Origin of the sequence: Pseudomonas sp. NY15181, from assembly GCF_048068055.1 — a bacterium.
In the GTDB taxonomy this organism is placed as follows: Bacteria; Pseudomonadota; Gammaproteobacteria; order Pseudomonadales; family Pseudomonadaceae; genus Pseudomonas.
In genome coordinates, this window is the sequence record NZ_JBLUPT010000002.1 from 542,768 (window position 1) to 558,238 (window position 15,471).

The 15,471-nt window shown below is 66.0% G+C and carries 12 protein-coding genes; 4 read left to right on the forward strand and 8 right to left on the reverse strand.

What is annotated here, in order from left to right; translation table 11 throughout:
• Window positions 1-50 precede the first annotated feature (50 nt).
• Window positions 51-1,280 carry a nucleoside recognition domain-containing protein gene (locus tag ACNFBT_RS08000; RefSeq protein ID WP_416748097.1) on the forward strand — a complete coding sequence of 410 codons (1,230 nt, stop codon included), beginning with the start codon at window positions 51-53 and terminating at the stop codon, window positions 1,278-1,280.
• Here the strand turns inward: ACNFBT_RS08000 and ACNFBT_RS08005 are convergent.
• Window positions 1,262-1,789, reverse strand: coding sequence for a serine protease (locus tag ACNFBT_RS08005; protein ID WP_416748099.1), 528 nt, complete (start codon window positions 1,787-1,789; stop codon window positions 1,262-1,264). The two genes, ACNFBT_RS08000 and ACNFBT_RS08005, sit on opposite strands and share 19 nt — an antisense overlap.
• Before the next feature lie 509 nt (window positions 1,790-2,298).
• Between ACNFBT_RS08005 and ACNFBT_RS08010 the strand changes: the two genes are divergently transcribed.
• The gene (locus ACNFBT_RS08010; RefSeq protein WP_416748101.1) at window positions 2,299-2,853 is read left to right on the forward strand and encodes a GNAT family N-acetyltransferase; all 555 of its coding nucleotides are present in this window, start codon (window positions 2,299-2,301) and stop codon (window positions 2,851-2,853) included.
• Window positions 2,854-2,874: 21 nt separating this feature from the next.
• On the opposite strand, the gene ACNFBT_RS08015 is transcribed toward ACNFBT_RS08010, so the two are convergent.
• Complete coding sequence (locus tag ACNFBT_RS08015) at window positions 2,875-4,248, reverse strand: M16 family metallopeptidase (protein ID WP_416748103.1); 1,374 nt, start codon at window positions 4,246-4,248, stop codon at window positions 2,875-2,877.
• 191 nt (window positions 4,249-4,439) lie between these two features.
• On the opposite strand from ACNFBT_RS08015, the gene ACNFBT_RS08020 reads away from it, so the two are divergent.
• Window positions 4,440-5,396, forward strand: coding sequence for an NAD-dependent epimerase/dehydratase family protein (locus ACNFBT_RS08020; protein ID WP_416748105.1), 957 nt, complete (start codon window positions 4,440-4,442; stop codon window positions 5,394-5,396).
• A 66-nt stretch (window positions 5,397-5,462) separates the two neighbouring features.
• Here ACNFBT_RS08020 and ACNFBT_RS08025 read toward each other — a convergent pair whose 3' ends face one another.
• Window positions 5,463-6,497 carry an AraC family transcriptional regulator gene (locus tag ACNFBT_RS08025; RefSeq protein WP_416748107.1) on the reverse strand — a complete coding sequence of 345 codons (1,035 nt, stop codon included), beginning with the start codon at window positions 6,495-6,497 and terminating at the stop codon, window positions 5,463-5,465.
• A 63-nt stretch (window positions 6,498-6,560) separates the two neighbouring features.
• A complete protein-coding gene (locus tag ACNFBT_RS08030; protein ID WP_416748109.1) occupies window positions 6,561-8,267 on the reverse strand; it encodes a Na/Pi cotransporter family protein in 1,707 nt (568 codons plus the stop codon).
• 369 nt (window positions 8,268-8,636) lie between these two features.
• On the opposite strand from ACNFBT_RS08030, the gene ACNFBT_RS08035 reads away from it, so the two are divergent.
• On the forward strand, window positions 8,637-9,122 hold the full coding sequence (locus ACNFBT_RS08035) for an LEA type 2 family protein (RefSeq protein WP_416748112.1): 486 nt from the start codon (window positions 8,637-8,639) through the stop codon (window positions 9,120-9,122).
• A 65-nt stretch (window positions 9,123-9,187) separates the two neighbouring features.
• On the opposite strand, the gene ACNFBT_RS08040 is transcribed toward ACNFBT_RS08035, so the two are convergent.
• The 4 genes from ACNFBT_RS08040 to ACNFBT_RS08055 form a co-directional block, all read right to left on the reverse strand.
• On the reverse strand, window positions 9,188-9,949 hold the full coding sequence (locus ACNFBT_RS08040) for a TerC family protein (protein ID WP_416748114.1): 762 nt from the start codon (window positions 9,947-9,949) through the stop codon (window positions 9,188-9,190).
• Between the two features lie 32 nt (window positions 9,950-9,981).
• On the reverse strand, window positions 9,982-11,286 hold the full coding sequence (locus ACNFBT_RS08045; protein ID WP_416748116.1) for a CitMHS family transporter: 1,305 nt from the start codon (window positions 11,284-11,286) through the stop codon (window positions 9,982-9,984).
• 569 nt (window positions 11,287-11,855) lie between these two features.
• Window positions 11,856-12,803: an AEC family transporter gene (locus ACNFBT_RS08050; RefSeq protein ID WP_416748118.1), complete on the reverse strand. Its 948-nt coding sequence runs from the start codon at window positions 12,801-12,803 to the stop codon at window positions 11,856-11,858.
• A 107-nt stretch (window positions 12,804-12,910) separates the two neighbouring features.
• Window positions 12,911-15,313 (reverse strand): carbohydrate-binding family V/XII, encoded by a 2,403-nt coding sequence (locus tag ACNFBT_RS08055; protein ID WP_416748120.1) that lies wholly within the window; start codon window positions 15,311-15,313, stop codon window positions 12,911-12,913.
• Window positions 15,314-15,471 lie beyond the last annotated feature (158 nt).

The following is a 15,471-nucleotide window of genomic DNA, read 5'->3' on the forward strand; positions in this document are numbered from 1 at the left end:
CCAGTGTGCCCGTGCCGCTATCATCCGGGCCATTCCAAGGGGGACTCTCCATGCTCAATGGCCTGTGGCTGGGCTTTTTCATCGTCGCGGCGGTCACCGCGCTTTCCCGCTGGCTGCTCGGAGGCGAGGCGACCGTCTTCGCCGCCATGGTGGAAAGCCTGTTCTCCATGGCCAAGCTGTCGGTGGACGTCATGGTGCTGCTGTTCGGCACCCTGACGCTGTGGCTCGGCTTCCTGCGCATCGCCGAGAAGGCGGGGCTGGTGGAGAAGCTGGCCGTGCTGCTCGGCCCGCTGTTCCGTCGCCTGATGCCGGAAGTGCCCGCCGGCCACCCGGCCATCGGCCTGATCACCCTGAACTTCGCCGCCAACGGCCTGGGCCTGGACAACGCCGCCACGCCCATCGGCCTCAAGGCCATGAAGGCGCTGCAGGAACTCAATCCGAGCAGCACCACCGCGAGCAACGCGCAGATCCTCTTCCTGGTGCTCAACGCCTCGTCGCTGACCCTGCTGCCGGTGACCATCTTCATGTACCGCGCCCAGCAGGGCGCCGCCGACCCGACCCTGGTGTTCCTGCCGATCCTTCTAGCCACCAGCGCCTCCACCTTGGTGGGCCTGCTGAGCGTGTCGGTGATGCAGCGCCTGCGGCTGTGGGACCCGGTGGTGCTGGCCTACCTGATTCCGGGGGCGCTGGCGCTGGGCGCCTTCATGGCATTGCTCGCCGGCCTCTCAGCCACCGCGCTGGCGCAGCTGTCGTCGCTACTGGGCAACGTGACCTTGTTCGGCATCATCCTGCTGTTCCTCCTCGTTGGCTGGCTGAAGAAGGTGCCGGTGTACGAAACCTTCGTCGAAGGCGCGAAGGAAGGCTTTGACGTCGCCAAGAGCCTGCTGCCCTACCTGGTGGCGATGCTCTGCGCGGTCGGCGTGCTGCGGGCCTCCGGAGCGTTGGAAATGGCACTGGGCGGCATCCGCTGGGTAGTCGAAGGCATCGGCTGGGACACCCGCTTCGTCGACGCGCTGCCCACTGCGCTGGTCAAGCCGTTCTCCGGCAGCGCGGCGCGGGCCATGCTGCTGGAAACCATGCAATCCCACGGTGTGGACAGTTTCCCGGCGTTGGTGGCGGCCACGGTGCAAGGCAGCACGGAAACCACCTTCTACGTGCTGGCCGTGTACTTCGGCGCGGTGGGCATCCAGCGTGCCCGTCACGCGGTGGGCTGTGCGCTGCTGGCGGACCTCGCCGGCGTGCTGGCTTCGATCGGGGTGTGCTACTGGTTCTTCGCTTGAAGGGAGTGGGCGGCGTTCTTCGCCGTCTGTGCTTCGAACAAGTGCCATTCCCGCAGAATCACGCTGTAGGGAACGAAGACGCTCAGCCGGTGCATCCCGGCCAGCTCCGGTCGATTCGCCGGCGTTGACCAGCCCTTGCTGTAGCCGATATTGATCCCCAGCACGCTGCCGTCATTGGCAATCAGCGGTCCACCGGACATGCCCTTGGCGATCGCCGCGTCATGCAGGCCGTAACGCTCCTGGCTGGCCGAGCCGGGCTTGATGAAAGGCACCGGCCAGACCCGCCCCTGAGCGCTCATCGGGATCAACAGGCTGCTGCTGCCCAGGGTGATAACCGCTTCACCCGGGCGGAAGTCGCGCCAGCGGGGGATCTGCCCGTCGGCCTTGTGCGTGATGAACAGCAGGTCGCAGCCGGTGCTGCAGCGATACGCCTGATTCCGCAGGTAAGGCGTGTGTGCGGCGGTGACGGCGTAATCGGAATTCCACTGGACAGCGGAGGCGACCATCATTCCCGGCAGTGGGGGGCCGGAAAAAACACTGAAGTAGCGATCGGTCAGATTCCGGTCGGTTTCCGGGGAGACCCATCCGTTGCAGCCCGTCAGCGCGAGGAAACACAGTATTCCCCATCTCATTCGTTGTTCTCCCTTTTGGGGAAAAACTAACGATTAGTTAAGGAATATTCCTATATAAAATTAAGATTCTTATTTAAGGGTTTCCTTTATAAATCATCTTTTTACGCGAAAGTTTCCTACAGACATTTCTGTAGGAAACTATTGCCAGTAACGGTGCGAGTGGTATTCCTTTGCAGCGTCTTTCGCCGAGCAGTCTGCCGTATGTGAAGCGTCTGTCCGCAGGGCCCTCGACGTCCGGGAATTCGCGCTCAGCGGTTGTCGAGACTGGCTGCGGCGTTCTGCCTCACGGTCGATCCGGACGGCCTTGACTCAAGTCAGGCTCGCCCGGACACGGAGGGAGAAGGATAGGTTCATCCCAATCCCTCTTCGCCAGTGGAGACCGCGTCATGATGACCCACAGCAACCCTGCGGAGCTTGCAGCCCTCGCGGCCGTAGGCGCCGATCACTGGATAGAAACCCTCGACGACGGCAGCCATGTGCTGATCCGCCCGCTGCGTTCGGAAGACCGCGAGCGCGAGCGCCTGTTCCTCGAGCGCCTGTCGCCCATGACCCGCAAGTTCCGCTTTCACGGCGAAGTAAAAGTCGACGACAAACTGCTCGACCAGCTGATGGACGTGGATTACCAGCGCACCATGGCCTTCATCGCGCTGACCCATGTCGACGGCGAGCTGCGGGAAGTGGGTATCAGCCGTTATGCGGCAGTCGATGGCCAGCAGTGCGAGTGCGCGGTGACCATCGCCGACGAGTGGAAGCAACTGGGCCTGGATGTCGCGCTGATGCGTCACCTGATCGACGTCGCCAAGCGCAATGGCTTCAGCCAGATGTACTCGATCGACTCCTCCATGGACCGCGACATGCGTGACATGTCCCGTGAACTGGGTTTCCGCGCCCAACTCGATCCGGATGACGCTTGCCAGGTGATTCGCCGCCTGGCCCTGTAAGTCCTCTGCTCCGGCGGGGCTTCAGCCTCGTCGGCGCCACAATGCCAGGCCCAGCAGCACGGCAATCAGCAGCGCAGCCACGGCGGCCAGTGGATAGACGGTATCGTCGTCCAGCAGTGGCTTCTCGATGCGCAGGTAACCGTCGTCCTTGAACAGTCGCTGCGCCAGTTCGTTCACCTGTTGCAGGCTGACCTTCGCCAGGCGTTTGTCCTCGTCCGGGAAGCGACCATCGTCGAAGTCCGCCAGCGCGCCCCAGTAATAGTCCGCCAGCGTCGAATTACCCGGTGTGCTCCAGGCCAGCTGGGCCCGCGCCACGCGCTGAATCCGACTGAAGCGCGCCGGGTCCAAACCGTCATGGCGAATCTTGTCCACCACCTCGTGCAACGCCTTGAGCGTGGCGTCCTGGTCGTCACGCTCGATGTCGGCGTTCAGGCTGAGGAATCCCTGGTTGGCCCAGGCACTGCGCTCGCTCCACGGGCCGTACGAAAGCTCGCGGTGAACCCGCAGCTCGCTGTACAGCGCGTCATTCAGGTAGGCCTGCAGGAGATCGAGAGACGCACCGTCGGCATCCTGGGGCTCGGGGAATATCCAGTGCAGCACCGAGCTCTCGCCGAACAGGCTGGTGGTCAGCGTGCGCTGGCGCTCGGCCGGCCCCTTCATCACCGGCAGCTCGCGGCGCTCCGGCGTGTCGTGATCGACCAGGGCGCCGTAGGTGCGGGTCAGGTACACCGGCAGGCGCGGATCGAGGTCACCGACGATGATCAGCGTCATGTTGCTCGGCACGTACCAGTCCTTGCGCAACTGGTCCAGCTGGGACTGGCTCAGATGTGCGACCGGCGCACGCTCGGCACAGGTCAGCCCCAGTTCCACGGCAAGCTGTTCCTGGCCGGCGCGGCTGACGTTCTGGTGGTCGAGCCAGCGTTGCAGGTGCGAATAGTGGCCGCCGTCCTCGCGCACCAGCACCTGCTTGGCCGAGGCGATCTTCTGCGGAGTCAGTTGCGTGCGGGTGATGGCTTCCAGCAGCAGGTCGAGCACCTGGCGCTGGGTGGCGGCCGGCGACTCGACGACGAAGGCGGTATCGCCTTCACTGGTATAGGCGTTCCACTGGCCACCCAGGGCCTGCATGCGGGCCTCGAGGTCGGCTTCGTCGCCGCCGTCCAGGCCACTGAAGAACAGGTGCTCCATCAGGTGCGGCAACTGGCGGTCATGGCAGGAAAAGTCGCTGAAGCCGACGCCGACGATCAGCCGGATGGAGACGTGGCCTTTCTCTCGGGTGGGTTTGAACAGCACGCCCATGCCGTTTTCCAGCTGATACGCCTCCACCGTCTGGCGCTGATCGGCGTGGGACCAGCCAGCAAGCAGCAGGGACAGCAGGGGGAACAACAGCCAGCGCATGAGCAAAAAGCCTGGGAGCCTGAATGCAAAGCGACGAGGATAGCGGATCGACCGGCTCGAACCTACCCGTAATCCGCTCTACGGCTGGTTCCTTGCATCATCGCCCACGGCTTCTATCGTCACTGTGGGGGCTTGAGGCGGAGCGCGCGCGGGTCATGTCTTCGCCATGGATGTAGAGATTCGGAGGCTTCATGCGTGTCCTGATTACCGGTGCGGCCGGCTTTCTCGGCCAGAGTCTGCTCAGCGACCTTGCTGTGCAGCATCTCGACTGGACACTGATCGCCGCCGATGTTCGCAGTCTGAGCTCGCACGGGTTGCGCCCGAACATCGAGCCGCTTCAACTGGATATCAGCGTGCCCTCCAAGGTGAGGTACTGCATGGAGAAATGGCGCCCCGAGGCCATTGTCCACCTCGCTGCAGTGATCAATCCCCCGCGCGAGATGACCGAGGCGCAGCTCTACGCCGCCGAGGTCGGCGGCACCAAGGCACTGATCGAGGCCGCCTGCGAGTTTGGCGTGCAGCAACTGATCGTCACCAGTTCCGGGGCCGCCTACGGCTATCACCCCGACAACGCCGAATGGATCGATGAAAGCCAGCCGCTGCGTAGCCATCCGCGCTTCCTGCACGTCCGCCACAAGCAGGCGGTCGAACAGCTGCTGGCCGACATGCGGCAACGTTATCCACAGCTCAAACAGTTGGTCCTGAGGCCCGGCACCATCCTCGGCCGGCGTGTGCATAACCCGCTCATCGAACTGTTCGGCCAGCGCAAGGTACTGGGCGTCATCGGCCATCCCAGCCGTTTCGTGTTCATCTGGGACCAGGACGTGGTGAACGTCATTCGCCAGGGGCTGGAGCAGGGCTGCGAGGGTATCTACAACCTGGCGGGAGACGGGGCGCTGTCGCTGCGCGAGATCGCCGAGCTGCTTGGCAAGCCTTACCAGGCCTGGCCGGCCCCCCTGCTGCGCGCGGGGCTTGGCCTGCTCAAGCCGCTGGGGTTGTCGACCTATGGCCCTGAGCAGGTCGACTTCCTGCGCTACCGTCCGGTGCTGGACAACCGGCGGCTCAAGGAAGAGTTCGGCTACCAGCCGCGTTACTCCAGCCGGGAGGCGTTCCTGGCGTTCCTTGATACCCGTGGGATCAATGGCTGACGCACGGTCTGTTGATAACCTGTAGACAAACCTGTGAAAAGCGGCCTCGCATGGGGCCGCTGGCGTTCAGTTGCCCGAGTCGCGGCGGCGTTGGCGATACTCGCCCGGCGTCAGGCCCGTCCAGTGGCGGAACGCACGGAAGAACACGCTGGGCTCGGAGTAGCCGAGCAGTGCGGCAATGTCAGTGGCCGGCAGGTTGTCTTCGCTGAGATAGCGCTCCGCCAGTTGCCGCCGGGTGTCGGCAAGCAGCTGTTGATAACTGCTTCCTTCCTCCGCCAGCCGCCGCTGCAGGGTGCGTTCGCTCAGGCCCAGTTCGCTGGCCAGGGCCGCACGGCCGGGTTCGCCACGGGTGAGCTGTTCGCCGAGCAGCGCGACCACCCGGCCGCTGACGCTGGCGCTGGGCAGGCGCGCCAACAGCCCTTCGGCGTGCTGGCGTAGCAGGTCGCGCAGCGGTGCATTGGCCTGCGGCAGGGCGGCGCCGACCATCGCCTTGGGCAGACCCAGGGCATAGTCCTGCGCCTCGAAGTGCAGCGGACAGCCGAAGGCCGTGGCGTAGTCCTCGATGTGCGCCGGCTGGCGGTGCATGAAGCGGCAGCCGGCGAGTTGCAGGCCGGGCAGCAGGGCCTTGAGCTGGCGCGCCCAGAAGCCCAGCAGGGCCAGTGCGCGGGGGCGGGTGGCGGACTGCTCGGGATTGAGCGGGCGGTAGGCGACCCAGATGATTTCGGGCTGTGCCTCGATCGTCACCTGGCCGCCTTCACCGACCAGGCGCTGGTAGCGCAAGGCCGACTCCAGGGCGTCGCCCAGCGTCGTGCTGCTCTGCAACAGGTAACCCAGGGCGCTGAAGGAGGCCGGCGACAGCGCGCGCCCCAAGGCCAGGCCGGGCTCCGGGTTGGGCAGTCGGGACTGGATCGCGTCCCAGAGCCGTTCCTGGTGGGGAAAATCGATGCGCGCGTCGGGATCGCCGAGCTGGACTTCCTGCAGGCCGCTGGCGGCGAGCAGTGCATCGCGGTCGAGGCCCAGGCGGGCCGCGGCCAGCAGCACGGCCTGGGTCAGGCTGGCGCTGACCGAGGGCTTCCGGTGTGTTTGAGAGCTTGCGTCCATGGCAGCGGATTCTGCCCTAACCCTGGGCCGGGAGTAACCTGTTGTTCGCGGCTTCGTGCCGATTCAACCGGCCACGCGCGAGTCGGATGTCGGGGCCTGCTGCGTCCCCTCGATTTCAGGCTCGACGAAATCCTCGGCTTGGTGAGCTTCGCCGGTGCTGGCGTCCGGGTTGTCCAGCACCGCATAGGCGATGGCGCAGAACAGCGAGTTCAGGCGCTTCATGTCGCTGATCAGGTCCAGGTGCAGCGAGCTGGTCTCGATGCTCTGCACCACCTGCTGGCGCAGGCGGTCGACGTGGGCGTGGGCGAAGTGGCGTTCCTGCAGGCGGAAGCGCTGCTTGGCGCGGCGCAGGCGGCGGGCGCCTTCCTGGTCGCCGTTGAGGAACACCGACAGGGACAGGCGCAGGTTGCTGACCAGTTGCCCGTGCAGCACGGTGATCTCCTCCAGGCCGTTGTCGGAGAACGAGCGGCTGCGCGAGGTTTTCTTGTCCTGCACGGCACCGAGCATGTGCTCGATGATGTCGCCGGCCTGTTCCAGATTGATCGCCAGTTCGATGATCTCGGCCCAGCGCCGGCTGTCGCGCTCGCCCAGGTCCTCGCGGGGCATGCGCGCCAGGTACAGCTTGATCGCGGTGTAGAGCGCGTCGACGTCGTCATCCTGCTTGCGGATCTGCTTGGCGAGCAGCGCATCGCCGCTGTGGATAACCTGCATCAGGTGGTTCAGCATCTGCTCGACGATGTCGCCCATGCGCAGGGTCTCGCGCACCGCGTTGACCAGCGCCAGGCTCGGCGTGTCCAGCGCCGCCGGGTCGAGGTGACGGGGTCGCACGGTGTCTTCGGGGGACTGCCGGTCCGGCATCAGCCGGGTGCACAGCCGGGCCATCTGCTCGGTGAGCGGCAGGCAGGCCAGGCAGCGGGTGGCGTTGTAGAGCACATGGAAGGCAATCACCAGCTCCTGGGTGCGGAATGGCCAATCGTCCAACCACTGGGCGACCGGGCCCACCAGCGGCAGCACCAGCAGGCAGCCGGCGAACTTGAACAGCAGGCTGCCCAGGGCCACGCGCCGACCGGCCGCATTCTGCGAAGCCGAGCTGATCAGCGCGAGGATGCCGCTGCCGAGGTTGGCGCCGACCACCAGGCACAGCGCCACTTTCAGCGAGATCACCTTGGAGGTGGCCAGCGTCGCGGCGAGCAGCACGGCGGCCAGGCTGGAATAGGAAATCATCGCGAACAGCGCGCCAGTCAGGGCGTCGAGCATCACATCGCCGGTCAGGCTGGAGAACAGCACCTTCACGCCCTTGGCCTGGGTCATCGGCTCGGCGGCGGCGACGATCAGCTGCAGCGCCAGGATGATCAGCCCCAGGCCGATGAACACCCGGCCGAGCTGGCCGGCGCGGGTCTGCTTGCGGCTGAGGAAGAGGATCACCCCGAAGAAGATCAAGAGCGGCGAGAGCCAGGACAGGTCCAGCGTCAGCACCCGCGCCATCAGCGCCGTACCGACGTCCGCGCCGAGCATGATCGCCAGGGCCGGCGCCAGTGCCATCAGGCCGGTGGCGACGAAGGAGGTGGCCAACAGCGCGGTGGCGTTGCTGCTCTGCACCAGGGCCGTCACGCCGATACCCGCGGCGAAGGCCAGCGGCCGTTTCTGTACGCTGTGGCTCAGCACGCGGCGCAGATGGGTGCCGTAGACCCTGAGAATGCCGGTGCGCACGATATGCGTGCCCCACACCAACAGGGCGACGGCGGAGAGTAGATCGAGCAGTTTGAGCATGTCGGGCCCCCTCACGCTTTCGGGGCCGCTGACCTCAACAGCCCCCGACGACCTCGCCCGCAACCCGATAGCGCGGAAGGCCGATTAGGACACGGCAGCGTTCAGGCGTTGTCATCCAACTGTCTGGGTAGACCCGTGTTTTTCCCTGAGGGTTCGCCAAATGCCTGATTCGCTGGGGTTCCTGTGCTTGAGTAAAGCTGATCCGGCGCCATCGTGCGGCATGATGTGGTCGTGCGGCGACGGACTGTTCACAAGGCGTGGCCTGGCCTGGAACAGCCGTATTGCCATGCCCTGTGGATAAAATCCCCGGGGAATGGAAGCGCGCCAGGCATCGGCCCGGCGTCTGGCCCATTCATCAAAGGAGTGTGCATGCGAGGTATTCGAGAGATCGCTCGGCGGGGCGGCCTGATCGCCATGGTACTGGCGCTGGGCGCATGTAGCAGCCTGTTCGGCCTGCGCGACCCGTTGCGGGTCGATCTGGTCGGGCTGGAGCCCATCACCGGACAGGGCATGGAGGCGCGTTTCGCCGTGAAGCTGCGGGTGCAGAACCCCAACGAGGACGCCATCGACTACAACGGCATCGCCCTGGACCTGGCGGTGAACGGCCAGCCGCTGGCCAGCGGGGTGAGTGACGCCAGCGGCCAGGTGCCGCGCTTTGGTGAAAAAGTGATCAGCGTGCCGATCAGCATCTCGGCGTTCTCCGCCTTCCGCCAGGCCTGGGGCCTGTCCGGCGGACCACCGCGCCAGGGCATGCCCTACGAGATCAACGGCAAGCTGTCCGGCGGGCTGTTCGGTACGGTGCGCTTCAACGACAAGGGCGTGCTGAACTGGCCGAAACCGGTCGCCCGCCCTTGAGGATGTCGCTCTGGATCTGTGGATAAACCGGGCTGTGGATAGCCCGGTTTTCCCTTGCCTGTGAATTACTGGCCCGGAATATCCTTGCGCAGCTTCACCGGCTCCAGGTCCTTCTTGCCGCGCGCGGTGCGCATACGGATGTTCAGCGCTTCCACCGCCAGCGAGAAGGCCATGGCGAAGTAGACGTAGCCCTTGGGCACGTGGACTTCGAAGGCCTCGGCGATCAGCACGGTGCCGACCACGATGAGGAAGGACAGCGCCAGCATCTTCAGCGACGGGTGCTTGTCGATGAAGTCGCTGATGGCGCCGGCCGCCAGCATCATCACCAGTACGGCGACGACGATCGCGGCGATCATCACCGGCACGTTGGAAACCATGCCCACGGCAGTGATCACCGAGTCCAGCGAGAACACGATGTCGATGATGGCGATCTGGATGATGGTGCCGATGAAGCCGCCCATCATGCTCGTGGGTTCGCCCTCGGATTCGTCCTCGCCTTCCAGGCCGTGGTAGATCTCGGTGCTGCTTTTCCACAGGAGGAACAGGCCGCCGAAGAACAGGATCAGGTCGCGCCCGGAAATGCCCTGGCCGAACACTGTGAACAGGTCGGCGGTCAGGCGCATCACCCAGGTGATCGACAACAGCAGCAGGATGCGGGTGACCATCGCCAGCGCCAGCCCGAAGAAGCGCGTGCGCGGCTGCATGTGCTTGGGCATGCGGCCGACCAGGATGGAAATCATGATGATGTTGTCGATGCCCAGGACGATCTCCAGGGCAGTCAGGGTGAAGAACGCAATCCAGATTTCAGGGCTGGTCAGCCATTCCATTTACGGTTACTCGAAGTCAGTCATTGAACTGTTCATTGATTGAACAGGGGGAACAGGCCCAGCAGCAGTGCGGCGGCGAGGATCGCCAGGCACACCAGCACGGCCCACTTGAGGGTGAAGCGCTGGTGGTCGCCGAAGTCCACCTTGGCCAGGCCCACCAGCAGGTAGGTCGAGGGCACCAGCGGGCTGAGCAGGTGTACCGGCTGGCCGACGATGGAGGCGCGGGCCATTTCCACCGGGGTGATGCCGTACTGCGCGGCGGCCTGGGAGAGTACCGGGAGCACGCCGTAGTAGAAAGCGTCATTCGACATGAAGAAGGTGAACGGCATGCTCACCAGTGCCGTGATGGTCGCCATATACGGCCCCATGGAGGGCGGGATCACCGCCAGCAGGCCTTTGGACATCGCCTCGACCATGCCGGTGCCCTGCAGGATGCCGGTGAACACCCCGGCGGCGAAGATCAGCGAAACCACCGCCAGGACGTTCCCGGCGTGGGCGCCGATGCGCTCCTTCTGCTCGATGATGCAGGGATAGTTCACGATCATCGCGATACCGAAGGCGATCATGAACAGCACCGGCATCGGCAGCAGGCCGGCGATCAGTGTGCCCATCAGCACCACCGTGAGCGCGCCGTTGAACCGCAGCAGCTTCGGCCGCCGCGCCTCGGGGTACTGCGAGACGCTGACCTCAGCCAGTGCCTCGTGGTCGGTCGGCAGGTGCAGCTCGCCCAGGCGCGCACGCTCGCGTTTGCCGTAGAACCAGGCGATGGCGAAGATCGCCGCGATGCCGACGAGCATGGCCGGGATCATCGGCACGAAGATGTGCGCCGGGTCCACGTGCAGCGCGCTGGCCGCGCGGGCGGTGGGGCCGCCCCAAGGGGTCATGTTCAGCACGCCGCTGGAGAGCATGATCAGGCAGGCCATCAGCAGCGGGCTCATGCCCAGCCGGCCGTAGAGCGGCAGCACGGCGGCCACGCAGATCATGTAGGTGGTCGAGCCGTCGCCATCGAGCGAGACGATCATCGCCAGCGCGGCGGTGCCCATCGAGACTTTCAGCGGGTCGCCTTTCACCAGTTTGAGGATCTTGCGCACCGCCGGATCGAACAGGCCCGAGTCGATCATGATGGCGAAGTAGAGGATGGCGAACATCAGCATTACCCCGGTTGGCGCCAGGGTGCGGATGCCGTCCAGCATCATCGGTCCGAGCCCTGCGGCGAAGCCGCCGAGCACGGCAAAGGAGATCGGGACCAGGATCAGCGCGATCAGCGCCGACAGCCGCTTGGTCATGATCAGGAACATGAAGGTCGCCACCATGGCGAAGGCGAGGAAAGTCAGCATGGGGATAACTCCGTGTCGGCGCGGGAATCAGCGGTGGCTGCGGGGGAATGGGCGCGGCGTGGACGGAGCGGGGGAGGACAGGGCATGGAACATGGCGATCACCGATTGTTGTTTTTGTGCGGCCGCAAGGGCCGAGGGCGGCGATGCTAGGGGGTCAAGCTTTCAGCAGGCTTTCGCGAGGTGGTGCCGTTGATCGGGAGCGGCCTTTCGTAGGAGTGAGGGGGACGCCCAGTCCTTGCCCGCGAACCGATGCCAGGCCCTGTGGGTAACATGAAGTCCTGCGCGAGGGCCTGCCCTCACCCTCACCCTAACCCTCTCCCAAGGGGAGAGGGGACCATTCGGTGCCGGATGAAACCATGGAGTCAGTCGGCTCGATCTGCCCCCTCTCCCTGAGGGAGACGACTGCATGGATGCAGGAGGTAGAGCGACGCAGGATGCCAAAGCCGAGGGCTGGGGTGAGGGGGAAAGCACAGGCACGGATTTATCCGGGGCAAGACAGTTGCTTGTACGCGAGTCGGCGCGGGCGTGTGGATAAGTTCCAGAGACCCGTAGGAGCGGGGGAATGACAATCAGGCCAGCGCCTGAATCGCCCCCATCACCACCAGCAGGCTGGCGCCGGCCAGCAGCGTCTGCAGGGTGATGATCCCCGCCATCAGATGGCTCTCGCCGCCCAGCTGGCGGGTCAGCACATAGGCCGTCGGCGCGGTGGGCAGGGCGAAGAACAGCACCAGCAGCGCGCTTTCCAGCGCCGGCAGGGCCAACAGGCGGGCGATGGCGAAGGCCAGCAGTGGCATCGCCAGCAGGCGGATCGCGCAGTTCCAGCCCAGCGCCGACACCTCTGCGCGCAGCTCCTGCGGTTGCAGCGCCGCACCCACGCAAAGCAGGCCCAGCGGCAGGCTGGCCACCGCCAGCAGGTTCAGCAGCCGGTCGCTGCCGCCGGGCAGGCCGATGCCGCTCAGGTTGAGCAGCGCGCCGACTACGCAGGCGAGGATCAGCGGGTTCTTCACGATCGGCAGCAACAGCCCGCGCAGACTGATGCCGCGCTCGGCGGTCAGCGCCCATACCGACATCACGTTCACCGTCGGCACCATCAGCGCCAGCATCAGCGCGGCCAGGGTCAGGCCCGGTTTGCCGTACAGGCTGCCCACGGCGGCCAACCCCAGGTAGGTGTTGAAGCGCAGCACGCCCTGGGCGATGGCACCGAAGCGCGCCGCGCTCCAGCCGCGCAGGCGCTTGACGATCAGCAGGGCGGCCCAGGCAACGCCCAGGCCGAGGATGACCGCCAGTGCCTGACGGGCCAGGCCCGGGTCGTTCAGCGGCGCATTGGCCAGGCTGCTGGCCAGCAGCGCGGGAAACAGGAGGAAGTAGTTGAGCCGCTCGGCGGCAGGCCAGAACGCCTCGCCGGGGAAGCCCTTGCGACGCAGCACGTAGCCGCCGACGATCAGCGCGAACAACGGCCAAAGGGCCTGGAACAGAGCGGTCACGGCGACCCCCGCAGGATGGGTGGAAGCGGGCATCTTGCCGAGCCGGCGAGGGAGAGGGCAAGGCGTGTGGATAAGTTTCTCAGCCTTGCCCGCAAGGTTTTCCACAACCCTTCAGGGTGTGGAAAACCTTGTCCACAGCGTCAGCGGCGGAATCCGCCGAAGTGCCCTCCGCCGAAATGGCCGCCGCCGAATCCGCCACCGCCCCATTGGCGCTGGGTCTGGCCGAAGCGCTGCTCGCCCAGCTGGCGCGACTGGTACTGCTGGTCGAGTTGGCTACGCACATTGCTCTGGCTCGGCTGCACGGGCTGCCAGCCGTTGTCGGTGTGCTGCTGCCAGCCGCCATCCTGGGTGTGCTGGTAGACGTTGCCGTCGTGGCCGGCATAGACATCGCCATTCTTCCAGGCCACCGAGTTGCCGGTGCGGCGGTTGTAGCTGATGCCCTGGTTCTGGCGGTCGTAGCTGCCGCGGCCGTCGTCCACATCCCCGGAGACGCCCCGCTCGGCGATGGTGGTCCGGCCGGTCTGGGCGTTGTGCTTGATCCCTTGCTGGCCCGCCGCGAAGTCGCCCGAGTCGCGGTCGTAGGCGACGCCGCTGCGGCCCGCACCGGACATGCCGGTGGCGGCGTTGGCGTAGGCGCCCCGGCGGCCGGCGGCGCCCTGGCCGGTGTAGGGGTTGAAGGCCGAGCCCTGGCTGCCGGCGAAGTGGGTGCCGGTGCGCGGGTTGTAGCCGACCGCCGAGCTGCCCTGCCATTGGGTGCCAGTCCAGCCGTTGTAGCCGTAGGCGTGGGTGACGGAGCCCTGGCCCCAGCGGCCGTAGAAGTTCGCCTGGTTGATGTTGGTGTAGCTCCAGCCGCCGGCCGGGTAGGGGCCCCAGTACGGACCCCAGTAGGGCTCGGGCGAGCCCCACCAGGAACCGGCGGCGAAGCCGAAGGCGAACCCGGTCAACGCGCCCACGGCGAAGCCGGCGCCGTAGCCGTAGGTCGGCGGGTAGCCGTAGTACACGGTGCTGCTGACGTACGCCGGGTAGGTGTAGCCGGTGCCGTAGACCACCGTGCCGTCGCTGTTCACCACCACGCCCAGGTAGCCGGGCGTGTAGCCCACCACCACGGTCTGCGGGGTGACCGAGTAGATGTGCACGTAGGTTACGTAGTACACCGGCGAGCTGGGCGGGATGCCGTAGATCGCCGTCGGCACTTCGGTCGCCACCTGCCAGGCGCCGGTGGCGCTGGGGGCGACGAACCAGACGCCGTTGTTCACCGCGTAGAACTGGTTGGGCGCCACCTCGATCACCGGCGTCGGAGTGTTTACCGCATAGCTCAGGCTGGTGCCGGAGATCGGCTGGAAGTTCGGCGCGCCGTCGTAGTTCACCTTCAGCGTCGTCTTGCTGCGCGAGACGGTGGCGGTCTGCGGGATGCTCGCGGCGATGGCGGCCTCCTTGGCCTGCGGCGTGCCGGGTACCGAGACCAATACGTTGGCCTTCGGGTCCTTGGGCGAAATCTTCGCGAAGTCAGCGGGCAGGTCCTTGCCCTCGACGTACTGCCACGGGCCTTTTTCACCGGGGCCGCTGAACCAGCGACCGGAGACCAGCACGTACCAGGTGTTGTGGGTGGGATCGACGAACACCGCGTGATCGGCGTTCTGCATGGTCAGCAGGCTGACGCCGTCCACCGGCGCCATCTGCGCAGTGCCGTCGCTGACGATCAGCTCGGTGGGACGGGTGGCGATCAGCACCGCCGGCGCCTTCGCCGGTTGCTTGCCGTCCTTGGGCAGCAGCGCGTCCACCGGGCCGGCCTTGGCGGCGGCCTGCTGGGCGTCGAGCAGCGCCTTGGGCGGCTGGCTCAGCACCAGCCAGTTGCCCTCCAGCGACTGGGACGTGTACCAGCTGCCTGCCGCGTGCAGGTAGTTGTTGCCCTGGGCGTCGCGCAGGATCAGCACGCGGCTGTTGAGCACGCGCTCGAAGTCGCTGCCCTGCAGCGACTGCCAGTTCGGCTGGCCGTCGATCATCACCAGCACGGTCGGCGTGCTGGCGAAGACGATCTGCGGCGCGTCGTTCTTCACTTCGACGTGGCGCAGCTTGTCCAGCTGCTGGTTCACCGCGTAGCTGGCCTGCAGTTCGTCGAGGGAAACGGTCAGGCCGTCCTTGGGCAGATGCGCCACCAGGGCGTCGCGCACCTTGCCGGCGCTGTCCGGTTCGGTGGGAACTTCCACCTTGTCGATGCGGATATCGCTGAGCTGCACCAGGCCGCTGTCCTTTTCGATGGCGGCGGCGGCGGAGAACAGCGCCACGCCATAGGTCGGCGCGGCATTGGCGGCGCCCACGGCGATCGCCGCGCGGCCGCTCATGCGGGTGCCGTCCCAGGCTTCGATCTGGGGCTGGAAGATCTGTACGTGCTGCTCGCCCAGGGCGAAGTCGCGTGGCCACTTCAGCTCGGCAGCGGCGGATTGTGCAGTGGTGGACGGGGTGTCGGCCGCCAGTGCGGCGGGAACACCCTGCGCCAGGCCGATGGCCAGGGCAAGGGACGACAGGAGCGGGCGTAGAACCATGGTGGGAACCTTCCTTGAGAGAACTGCGCTCAACCATAGTGCAGAGACTGTGATCTGCGCGGGCCGGCATTTCATGTTGCGCCATGCTGGCTCAAATTCGTGAGCAGGCGAACAGATTGTCGTGCTGCAACCGCAGAGTTAGACGCTGTACGAGCCCC

Coding starts and splice junctions, on each gene's coding strand:
- ACNFBT_RS08000 (WP_416748097.1), top strand. CDS start 51: ATGCTCAATGGCCTGTGGCTGGGCTTTTTCATCGTCGCGGCGGTCACC.
- ACNFBT_RS08005 (WP_416748099.1), bottom strand. CDS start 1,789: ATGATGGTCGCCTCCGCTGTCCAGTGGAATTCCGATTACGCCGTCACC.
- ACNFBT_RS08010 (WP_416748101.1), top strand. CDS start 2,299: ATGATGACCCACAGCAACCCTGCGGAGCTTGCAGCCCTCGCGGCCGTA.
- ACNFBT_RS08015 (WP_416748103.1), bottom strand. CDS start 4,248: ATGCGCTGGCTGTTGTTCCCCCTGCTGTCCCTGCTGCTTGCTGGCTGG.
- ACNFBT_RS08020 (WP_416748105.1), top strand. CDS start 4,440: ATGCGTGTCCTGATTACCGGTGCGGCCGGCTTTCTCGGCCAGAGTCTG.
- ACNFBT_RS08025 (WP_416748107.1), bottom strand. CDS start 6,497: ATGGACGCAAGCTCTCAAACACACCGGAAGCCCTCGGTCAGCGCCAGC.
- ACNFBT_RS08030 (WP_416748109.1), bottom strand. CDS start 8,267: ATGCTCAAACTGCTCGATCTACTCTCCGCCGTCGCCCTGTTGGTGTGG.
- ACNFBT_RS08035 (WP_416748112.1), top strand. CDS start 8,637: ATGCGAGGTATTCGAGAGATCGCTCGGCGGGGCGGCCTGATCGCCATG.
- ACNFBT_RS08040 (WP_416748114.1), bottom strand. CDS start 9,949: ATGGAATGGCTGACCAGCCCTGAAATCTGGATTGCGTTCTTCACCCTG.
- ACNFBT_RS08045 (WP_416748116.1), bottom strand. CDS start 11,286: ATGCTGACTTTCCTCGCCTTCGCCATGGTGGCGACCTTCATGTTCCTG.
- ACNFBT_RS08050 (WP_416748118.1), bottom strand. CDS start 12,803: ATGCCCGCTTCCACCCATCCTGCGGGGGTCGCCGTGACCGCTCTGTTC.
- ACNFBT_RS08055 (WP_416748120.1), bottom strand. CDS start 15,313: ATGGTTCTACGCCCGCTCCTGTCGTCCCTTGCCCTGGCCATCGGCCTG.